This window comes from Allostigmatella hybrida (assembly GCF_020103775.1).
In the GTDB taxonomy this organism is placed as follows: Bacteria; Myxococcota; Myxococcia; order Myxococcales; family Myxococcaceae; genus Hyalangium; species Hyalangium aurantiaca.
In genome coordinates, this window is record NZ_JAHXBH010000058.1 from 1 (window position 1) to 9,564 (window position 9,564).

At 68.5% G+C, this 9,564-nt stretch carries 6 protein-coding genes and 1 pseudogene; 6 read left to right on the top strand and 1 reads right to left on the bottom strand.

Features of this window, described 5'->3' with window-relative positions:
- Positions 1-283: 283 nt before the first annotated feature.
- From KY661_RS36850 to KY661_RS36860, 3 genes are all read left to right on the top strand, one after another.
- Positions 284-826 (top strand): hypothetical protein, encoded by a 543-nt coding sequence (locus KY661_RS36850; protein ID WP_225414645.1) that lies wholly within the window; start codon positions 284-286, stop codon positions 824-826.
- Between the two features lie 211 nt (positions 827-1,037).
- The gene (locus KY661_RS36855) at positions 1,038-2,615 is read left to right on the top strand and encodes a carboxylesterase/lipase family protein (protein WP_225414646.1); all 1,578 of its coding nucleotides are present in this window, start codon (positions 1,038-1,040) and stop codon (positions 2,613-2,615) included.
- 28 nt (positions 2,616-2,643) lie between these two features.
- The gene (locus KY661_RS36860) at positions 2,644-3,792 is read left to right on the top strand and encodes an alpha/beta hydrolase (RefSeq protein ID WP_225414647.1); all 1,149 of its coding nucleotides are present in this window, start codon (positions 2,644-2,646) and stop codon (positions 3,790-3,792) included.
- A 16-nt stretch (positions 3,793-3,808) separates the two neighbouring features.
- Here KY661_RS36860 and KY661_RS37475 read toward each other — a convergent pair whose 3' ends face one another.
- The gene (locus tag KY661_RS37475) at positions 3,809-6,862 is read right to left on the bottom strand and encodes a serine/threonine-protein kinase (protein ID WP_263437679.1); all 3,054 of its coding nucleotides are present in this window, start codon (positions 6,860-6,862) and stop codon (positions 3,809-3,811) included.
- A gap of 116 nt (positions 6,863-6,978) precedes the next feature.
- On the opposite strand from KY661_RS37475, the gene KY661_RS36875 reads away from it, so the two are divergent.
- The 3 genes and pseudogenes from KY661_RS36875 to KY661_RS36885 all read left to right on the top strand — a co-directional run.
- Positions 6,979-8,184, top strand: a complete 1,206-nt coding sequence (locus KY661_RS36875; RefSeq protein WP_225414648.1) for a sensor histidine kinase — start codon at positions 6,979-6,981, stop codon at positions 8,182-8,184.
- Between the two features lie 24 nt (positions 8,185-8,208).
- The gene (locus KY661_RS36880; RefSeq protein WP_225414649.1) at positions 8,209-8,832 is read left to right on the top strand and encodes a response regulator transcription factor; all 624 of its coding nucleotides are present in this window, start codon (positions 8,209-8,211) and stop codon (positions 8,830-8,832) included.
- 244 nt (positions 8,833-9,076) lie between these two features.
- Positions 9,077-9,564 (top strand): annotated as a pseudogene (locus tag KY661_RS36885) (HEAT repeat domain-containing protein); the annotation flags it as partial.

A 9,564-nucleotide genomic window follows, 5' to 3' on the forward strand; every position in this document is an offset into this window, starting at 1 on the left:
ACCCAGGCGCCTTGTCTCGGGCGCTTCGCCCCCTGAGAACGAAGCACCTCTGAACGAACTTTCTTCCGATGGCTTAGCACGAGGCGTGGGCGGTGAAGAGATGGGCCCAGGCCCAGCCACACTCCGAGCCCGGCGTCAATTCAACAAAGAGCTGAATGGTGCCGTGCCGCGAGGCGAGCGTATGACGCTCCTCGCCGCTGCCCTCGAGCACCCAGAGCCAAGGGCCCTGGGGCAGCGCAAGTCCCGAGTGTTCGCAGTCCTTGAACCATGAAAGGGGTGCCTGATGTCGATGCTTTACGGTCTTCTTCCGCCGATTGGTTTGGAAATCCCCATGAGCCAGTATGCGGTCAATGTTCCTCTCCAGGTGAACGTCTTGGGGCTCGTCCGGCTGGACTTCAAGGGGGGGATCAAGGTCCGTGTAGAGAGCAACATTGCGGGGGGACTCGGTGGCGTCAGGCTGAAGATCATCGGCCATGAGTACACGGCCGACAGCCCCGTGCTGGGCAGGGTCACCCTGAGCCAGGCGGATATCGATACCACGCCGCTCGGCACGCTCGAGCTCATCAAGAATCTCCCGCCGACCTTCCGGTGGCGGCAGTTCTTCGACTTCACGCTGACGATCGAGAAGCCGCCCGGTGGCGGCCCTCCCCTGGTGCTGTCGAACACCAAGACGGCCGAGATCTTCACCGAGAGCCTCACGGTGTTTCCTCCGCAGGGCTCAGTCCTCCAGCTTCGGGCGCCTGTGGATCTTGCGCCTGCCGGTGCGCCGGCCCAGGCCGTCGCCCAGCTTCAGCAACTGCCCATCACGACATCGCACAACCCGTAGCGGGCGAGCACTCCGTGAACCGCCCTGGTCCCGGGAGAGTCTTTCTTCCGGGCCAGGGTGGTTTCGCAGCCCCTCGCAGTTGAGCTCCTCAGGCACAGTCTGAGTCTGCTGTCAATTCAACAAAGATCCTAATGGGCTCATGACAGGACGTATGCCTATTAGACCGGTCATGGCTGCCATGGCCGCAGTCATTATCTGGAGACAAAGCACCATGATCGTAAAGACTGACAAGGGGAGTGTCGAGGGCGCCATCGAGGAAGGCATCCACGTCTTCAAGGGCATCCCCTATGCGGCCCCGCCATTGGTGGATCTGCGCTGGTACCCCCCGCAGCCGGCCGCCGCCTGGGAGGGCGTGCGCCAGGCCAAGACCTTTGCAAAGGCTTGCCCCCAGCCTGTCTACGAGGAGTCGCTGGATGGCTCCGAGCCCGTTGGCGAGCAGAGTGAGGACTGCCTGTATCTGAACGTCTGGACCCCGAACACCCAGCCGTCGAAGCCCATGCCCGTCATGGTGTGGATCCACGGGGGCGCCTTCAAGATCGGCGCCTCCCACATCACCATGTTCAGCGGCCTGCCCCTGGCTCAGAAGGGCGCCGTGGCCGTCAACTTCAACTACCGCCTGGGCAACCTCGGCTTCTTCGCGCACCCCGCCCTGGAGGCGAAGCACCCCAACGGGCCGGTGAACTTCGGGCTGCTGGATCAGATCGCGGCGCTGGAGTGGGTGCAGCGCAACATCGCCGCGTTCGGAGGGGACCCGAACAACGTGACCCTCTTCGGCCAGTCAGCCGGCGGGGTGAGTGTGCTCGCCCTCTTCGCCTCCCCACTCGCGCAGGGGCTGTTCCACAAGGGCATCGCGCAGAGCCCCTATGCCATCCCCGAGGCCACGCGGGAGAGGGCCCTCGCGGTGGGCACCCGCGTGGCGACGGAGTTGTTCAAGGTGAGCCCCAACATCACGGCGGAGGAGCTGAGGAAGGTGCCCGTGGCGCACTTCTCCGCCGCGAACCTGCCGGCCCCCGGCCCCGATGGGAAGCCGGTGCCGGTGCCGGGGCTGGCGCCGATGCCAGCGGTGGACGGTGTGGTGCTGACCCAGAGCATCCGGGATGCCTTCCAGGCGGGAGACCAGAAGGCCCTGCCGCTGATCATCGGGAGCACCAGCAATGAGGCCAGCGTGCTCGCCGCGTTCGGGATGGACGCGGGCAAGGTGATGACCAAGATGATTGAGGAGGGCGGGGAGGAGCTGGCGGACGGCCTCGATTCCCTGAAGTCGCTCTACAAGAGCGATCCCGAGGTGCAGCCGGGGGATCTCGACGACGTCGATCGCTTTGGCGCCCTGGTGCTCCGCGACCTCCTGTTCACCATGCAGGCCCGCTGGATCTCGGACTACCAATCGAAGAAGTCCTCCAGCTGGCGGTACTACTTCAACTACGTCACCGAGGCGGACCGCCCGAATCATCCCCACGGCGTCGCGCACGGCAACGAGGTCATCCACACCCTGGGCACGGGCAAGATCTTCGTAGGCTCGAAGGACACGTTCACGGCGAACGACCAGGCCGTGTCTGACAAGGTCACTGCCTACTGGGTCTCGTTCGCCAGCAACGGCATCCCCACAGGGAGCAAGGCCTGGACCAAGCACGAGTTCGAGTCCAGCACCGCCCTGCTCCCGAGGAAGGACAAGACCCTGAAGCTGAATGACACGCTCGAGCTTCAGGACAACTTCCGCCGGGTTCGCCTCAACGCGTTCATCCAGCTGTATCCCCAGCTGGAAGCGGCGCTCGCGGCGCAGCAGGCGTAGTCAACCCAAACAATCCAGGAGTTCTCCCATGAGAGCCCCCCCCGAAGGAATCGACTTCTATTACCCGCCAGAGGAGCTGGTGGCGGGCAGGCATGGCGAGGTGGTCTGGTCCCGGCCCCTGAGCGGCGAGGCCGCCCTGGCCGCAGCCAGGCACAACGAGCTGGTGCTGTACCGCTCCCAGGATGTCCGCGGTAACCCCATCGCGGTCTCTGGAATCATCGCCCTGCCCCGGAAGCAGGCCCCGAAGGGGGGGTATCCGGTGATCAGCTGGGCCCACGGCACGGTGGGCAGCGCGGACACGTGCGCGCCGTCGCGCGACACCCAGGACTCAGCGGCGCACATCTACAACAAGCACCCCCATGCGCTGCTCAACCATTTCCTGGAGCAGGGCTGGGCCGTGGTGATGACCGACTACGAGGGGTTGGGCACCTACGGCCCTCATCCGTACCTGTTGGGTGAATCCGAGGCCCGCGGCATTCTTGACATCGTGCTCGCCGCACGCCAGCTCTACCCAGAACTGTCGCACCGGTTTGCGATCGTCGGGCATTCCCAGGGCGGCCAGGCGGCGCTGTTCGGCGCTCATCATGCTCCAGGGTGGACCCCAGAGCTCGAACTGCGCGGCGTTGCGGCGCTGGCTCCCGCCTCGTCCATCAAGGAGCAGCTCCTCGAAGGCAGCACCTACGACGGCAAGACAGGCGGCCTGTCGTTCACCCCATTGTTCCTGACAGGCGCCATGGCTGGAGATCCCAGCATCTACCCTTCCGAGGTCCTCACCGATGAGGCCTACCAGCTGTTCCCCCAGGCCGAGACGCGGGCCCGAGCGGAGATGATGGGGGAAGGTTCCTGGGGAGATCTGCTGGGGACCCACCAGTTGCGCAAGCGGGACAGCCACAGCATGCGTGCTTTCTTCGAGCAGCTGGATCGCATGCACCCCGTGGTTTCGATTGGGGTGCCCATCCGGATCTCCCAGGGGAAGGAGGACACGCGCGTCAAGGCTTGGCGCACCGATACCCTTCAGAGGCAGCTGGCGGAGCTGAACAAGGCTGTTCCTCTGGAATACAAAGAGTACGAGACGGTCTCTCCGACGGAGCACCCCGGCGAGCTGGGCTTCCATTTCGGTCTGGCCGAGACGGACAGGGTGCCGTTGACGGGGTGGCTGGCCGAACGGCTCACATAGAGGCACGGAGGCGGCGTCAACGCCGTGCCTCGAGCCACCGGGACACCTCGGCCACCTTGGCGGTGTGGCCCCGGCGGCGCCAGTCCTCACGCGCGCGGGTGGCCAGCTCCAGGGCGCGAGGCCGGTCCTGCTTCGCTTCCCAGAGGGCCTGGGCCAACACGAACCGGACCTCCGTGCCCGCCTGCTCCGGCGCAAGCCGCAAGGCCTGCTCGAGCAACGGCACGGCCGCCGCCGGCCTGCCGCGCGCCAGTTGGAGCAGTCCCAGCCCCGTGAGCGGCTCTGCCTGCCCGGCATGCTCCTGGGGCTGCTCTTGCAGCGCCAGCGCGCGATCCAGCTGGCGCTGCGCCTCCTCATGCCTGCCCATCTGGGTGAGCGAACGGCCCAGCAGCGTCAGGGGAATGGCGAGCATGGGGTGTTGGGGGCCCAGCCCCTTCTCCAGGAGCGCCAGAGCGCGCTCCTGTCTGGCTTTGGCCTCTTCATGCTTCCCCAGGTCCGCGAGCACGCCGCCCAGGTTGACGAGCATGCTCGCCACACCCGGGTGTTCGGGGCCGAAGGTCTTCTCCTGAATGGCCAGCGCGTGCTCGAATCGCAGCCGCGCGTCTTCATACCTGCCCAGGCCCGCCAGCGCGATGCCCAGGCTGGAGAGCGCCTTGGAGACGTCGGGGTGCCCGGCGCCCAACGCCTTCTCCAGGGTGGCCAGGCTGCGCTCATGGATGGCTTGGGCCTCTTCGAACCTGCCCAGGTCCAGGAGCACGTTCCCCAGTTGTCTGCGCAGGTTCGCCGTCTGGAGATGCCCGGGGCCCAGGGCATTGTCCAGAATGCTCAGGGCGCGCTCATACCGGGCCTGCGCTTGCTCGTACTGCCCCAACTCCTTGAAGACGATTCCCAGGGAGGTGAGCGCATGGGCCACCGTCACGTGGGTGGAGCCCACCGTGTCCTGCTGAATGGCCAGGGCCCGCTCGAGCCGCTCTCTCGCGTCCGCGTACTGGCCCAGGCGCCTGAGGACGTTGCCGAGATCGGTGAGCGCGAGGGCCACCTGCAGGTGGCTGGTTCCCAAGAGCTTCTCCCGAATGGACAGGGCGCGCTCATAGTGGTCCTTCGCCTCCGCGAACTGACCTACGCTCTCCAGCAGCTGGCCTCGCGCCTGATGTGCGCCGGCGCGGGTGCTCTCGTCATTGGCGAGTTCCACCACGGTCTCGACCATGGGCTCCAGCAGCCCGGCCTCCTGGGGGCGAGCCTGGCGAGTGCCCACCAGCAGCAACCGCAGCGTCCAGGCTTGGGCCGCCAACACGGTGTCCCCACCCCGGGCCGCCGCCTGGATGGCCTGCCACGCCGTGGCCTCGCTGCTCTTGTAGTCGCCGGCGCCCTCCTGGAGCTGGGCTCTGAGCAGCAGGGCCCGCGCATGCAGGGGGGCATAGCCCAGCGGCTTCACCCACGGCAGCAGCTGCTCACTCAGCGCCAGTCCTTCCTTGTATTTGCCGGCGGAGAGCAACACCGCCAGCGGCTCCACCTGAGCCTGCAACTCCGTCACTCGAGCGCGCACCTGGGGATCCTCAGGAGGAGGCACCGCCGCCAGCAGGGCCGGGGCATCCGCGCAGTACTCCAGCCGAGGCAGCGCCTGCACCGTCTGCACCGCCTTGTTCGTGAGCTCTGGATCCGGCCCGCGTCCCAACAGCTCCGTCAGGGCGTACAGCTGGCTGCGCCGCCGCTCCAGGCAGGCCTCGCGCCTCGCCACCAGGCTCTGGGGCTGCTGGGCGGCCTGCTGGGCCCCCGCCGCCTGGCACACCTCGACCCGCTGCTTCACCCAGGCTTGGGCGTAGCCATCCAGCAGCCGCTCCACGCGCTGCGCGGTGTCCTCCGCGTACGGAAGCCCCGTGCCTTTCAGCGCCTGGGTGACGCGGGCCTTCACGGGCGTATCCCATACTCCCTCCAGGCGGCGCTCCAGGCTTTCACAGCCAGGGCGCTGCGAGCGCCCCAAGGCCCAGACCGCCAGTCCCACCAGCAGTGCCACCGAGGCAGCCAACCCCCCCGTTCGCAGCCAGGTCCGGCGCCGCTCCTCGGGATCTCTCTCCAACTGCCGTAGCACCTGCTCCAGGGAGCCGGGCCGCTGTGCCGGGTCGGGGTGCAGGCCCTGCACCACCGCGCGAGCGACCCAGGCAGGCACCTGCGAGTCCGCGGGGGGAACAGGGGGCTTGGGCTCCTGCACCCGCTGGAGGATCGCGCTCAGCGAGTCCAGGGGGAAGGGCACCCGTCCATAGAGCGCCTCATAGAGCGAGGCACAGAAGGCATACACATCACTGCGCACGTTGGCGGGCTGGCCCTGGAGCAGCTCCGGGGCCATGTACGCGGGCGTCCCCAGAAAGGAACCCGGCAGGGTGAGCGGCGTCTGTAACGCGGAGGTGGGAAGGGCGGTGACAGGCTGAGCCGCCACGCCGGGGGTGGACCCGGCACGTGCCAGGCCAAAGTCCGTGACGCGCACCCGGCCGTCTTCGCCGGCCAACACGTTGTCGGGTTTGAAGTCGCGGTGGACGAGGCCTGCCCCGTGCGCGGCGGCCAGCCCACGCCCCGCGGCCAGATAGGCTTTGACCACCTCGCGCCAGGGCCGGGGCGGGGTTTGCTGGCACCATTGCCGCAAGGTTTGTCCCTGGACGTACTCCATGGCGATGAAGACAGCGCCATCCTCGAGGGTCCCCGCGTCATAGACGGCCACCACATGGGGGTGATTGAGGCGGGCCATGCTCTGCGCCTCACGCACCATGCGGATCTGGGCCACCCCTTCGCCGCCGCGGTCCGCCCCTCGCGAGCGCACCAGCTTCAGGGCCACACGCCGGTCCAGCCGCGCGTCATAGGCGGCCAACACCCGCCCCATGCCGCCCTCGCCCAGGACGTCCAGCACGGTGTAGCGGCCCGCCAGGACGCGCCCGAGCGCGATGGGAGCGTCACCCGCCCGTGAAGCCGTGGGCGATTCAGGGAACTCGCTTGCAGCCGGGGCTGGGTTCCGCTGAGGGCTGATGACAGTTCTGGCTTCCTCGGGGGCTGCCGTGCTCTCTTCCTGCTTGGGCTCGCTCATCAGGCCAGTTCCTTGCTGGGTCCGGAATGGGGCGCCCCCCACCCACAACGGCACGGACCTGCCAGGGGGTAACGAGCGCACAGGATGCGGTGAGAGCGCAAGGGCAGGAGGGACGTGTGCTCTGGGAGCACTACCGCTGGCAGATCATCTCGGTGCTGGGGGCGGGCCTGCTGCAGGCCTTGCTCATCGTCGTGCTGCTGGTGGAGCGGCGGCGGCGCAGGGGGGCCCAGCGGCTGAACCGGGCCGTGCTGGACTCGCTGCCGGGCGCGGTGGCCATCCTGGACCGCAGCGGGGCCGTGCGGCGGGTCAGCCGCCCTTCAGCCCAGCGCGAGGGGCTGGGCGCGCTGTCCACCCAGCGGCTCGTGGCCTCGGGCGGCTCCTTTCTGCAGGCGCTTCAGAGGCTGGCGCAGGGAGGGGAGCTCGAGAGGGTGGCCACGCTGCTCAAGGGCGTGCTCGCGGGCCGTGTGGATGAGGACATGGTGGAGTTTCGCGGCCCCCTGGCGGACACCTGGTACGAGCTGCGCGCCCGGCGGCTGGACCTGCCGGATGGCGGCGCCGTCGTCACCCTGGTGGATGTGACGCCGCGCCGGCGCGCCGAGCTGGAGGCACGCCGGGCCCAGGACGAGCGGGCTCACATGGAGCGTGTCGCCGCGGTCGGTGAGCTGGGGGCGTCCATCGCCCATGAGCTGAATCAACCCCTCTCGGCCATTCTCACCAACGCGGAGACGGCGCAGCGGCTGCTCCAGCGCGCACCGCTGGACCTGCCACTGCTGCGAGAGCTGATCCAGGACATCATCGCGGATGACAAGCGGGCAGGAGAGATCATCCGCCACACGCGGGCGTTGCTGAAGAAGGACCCGGCGCTGCCCTTCGCCCCTCACGACTTCAACGAGCTGGTACGCCAGGTGGGCCAGTTGGTGGGCAACGATGCGCAGCTCCGGGGCGCCACCCTCACGCTGGAGCTGGCGGGCGCGCCGCTGCCCGTCCGGGGCGACGGGGTTCAGCTGCAACAGGTGGTGCTCAACCTCATCTCCAACGCGCTGGATGCGGTGGGCCCGTGCCCGCAGGGAGAGCGGAAGGTGTGGGTGCGCACCCAGCAGGTGGGGGCGCGCGTGGAGCTGGTGGTGGAGGACACAGGGGTGGGCTTGAGCCCCGAGGTGCAGAAGCGCCTCTTCGAGCCGTTCTTCACCACCAAGCCCGCGGGGCTGGGGATGGGCCTGTCCATCAGCCGCTCCATCCTCGAGGTGCACCAGGGCCGGCTCCAGGCAGAGCCCCGGCCGGGCGGCGGCACCCTGTTCCGTTGTTCACTTCCATCCGCCTGAGCGCGCCTTGGTAGACTGGTGCTCATGAGCCAGGAGCGGTCCGCGGTACTCGTGGTGGATGACGACCCTTCGGTGCTGCGCAGCCTGGAGCGCCTGTTCCGGGTCGAAGGCTATGAGGCCGAGACGTTCTCCCACCCCCGGCAGCTGCTTCAGCGGGTGCCGACGCCAGGGCCTCAGTGCGTGGTGATGGACCTGCGGATGCCGGAGCTCAATGGCCTGGAGCTGCAGGAGGAGCTGCGGCGCACGGGATGGCGGCACCCCATCGTCTTCATCAGTGGGCATGGGGACGTGCCGGCGGCGGTCAAGGCGATGAAGGGGGGCGCGGTGGACTTCCTGCCCAAGCCGTTCAGCGCGGAGGACCTGTTGGCGGCGGTCGAGCGGGCCCTGGCGCAGGATCGGCAGGCCCTGGCGGTGCAAGAGGAGCGTGAGGCGCTGCGGGCCCGCTTCGCCACGCTGGCGCCCCGGGAGCTGCAGGTCTGCCAACTGGTGGCCGAGGGGCTGCTCAACAAGCAGATCGCGGACAAGCTGGGCAAGGCCGAGCAGACGGTGCGCCTGCAGCGCAGCCGCGTGATGGAGAAGCTGGCCGTGGATTCGGTGGCGGAGCTGGTGCGGCTGATGGAGAAGCTCAAAGGCGCCCCGCAGGGGTGAGCTGGGTGACTCCGGCGCGGCACACACCCCTCCCGTTGCGTCCCGGGCCGAGAATTCGGCCCGCGCGGCGTTGTCAATCATCCAGGTGCCTCGAAACGTGAAAAGCCCCAGCTATTTCGGGGGTTTACCTACCATCTGGGTCTGACATATGGTCCGCCGCCCGTGACCCAAGATGGCCCTCCGTTGCTTCGACGAACGCGCTGTCCGGGGGCTGTAGCGTTTTGGGTGGAGGGCTGTTCAGGCCGTGAGTGATGAGCGTCCGGACGCGCTGCTCAAGAGCGCGCTCGAAAAGATCGTCTACTTCGAGGCCCGCGCGGACCAGCTCCACGGTGAGCTCGACGCGGCGCGGCAAGAGGTCGCCCGCCTCCAGCGCGAGCTCAACGAGACCGGGCAGCGCGAAATCGTCCTGCGCCGCGAGCTGGCCGAGTTCGAGGTGCGCGTCAACCGCGCCCACTCCGAGCGCGAGGAGCTGAGCCGCCTCAACCAGGCCCTGCGCGACGAGCGCACCCAGCTGCTCGGCAAGCTGCTGGATGCCACCCGCATCCGCACTGCCTCCCAGGCCCCCGAGTCCCTGGACGACGATGACGACCTGGGCATCGACCTGGCCTCGTTCATCTCCCAGCTTCGCAGCGAGGCGCTGAACCGGCCCGCGGCGCCCGCCAGTGAAGCGCCCGCCGCGCGCTCCCCTCCGGCGCCCGCCGCGCGCGCCACCCCGCCGCCCCCCGTGGCCGC

What these genes read in the sequence shown, in the direction of transcription:
- KY661_RS36850 (WP_225414645.1), top strand. Translation starts at nt 284, where the DNA reads ATGTCGATGCTTTACGGTCTTCTTCCGCCGATTGGTTTGGAAATCCCC.
- KY661_RS36855 (WP_225414646.1), top strand. Translation starts at nt 1,038, where the DNA reads ATGATCGTAAAGACTGACAAGGGGAGTGTCGAGGGCGCCATCGAGGAA.
- KY661_RS36860 (WP_225414647.1), top strand. Translation starts at nt 2,644, where the DNA reads ATGAGAGCCCCCCCCGAAGGAATCGACTTCTATTACCCGCCAGAGGAG.
- KY661_RS37475 (WP_263437679.1), bottom strand. Translation starts at nt 6,862, where the DNA reads ATGAGCGAGCCCAAGCAGGAAGAGAGCACGGCAGCCCCCGAGGAAGCC.
- KY661_RS36880 (WP_225414649.1), top strand. Translation starts at nt 8,209, where the DNA reads ATGAGCCAGGAGCGGTCCGCGGTACTCGTGGTGGATGACGACCCTTCG.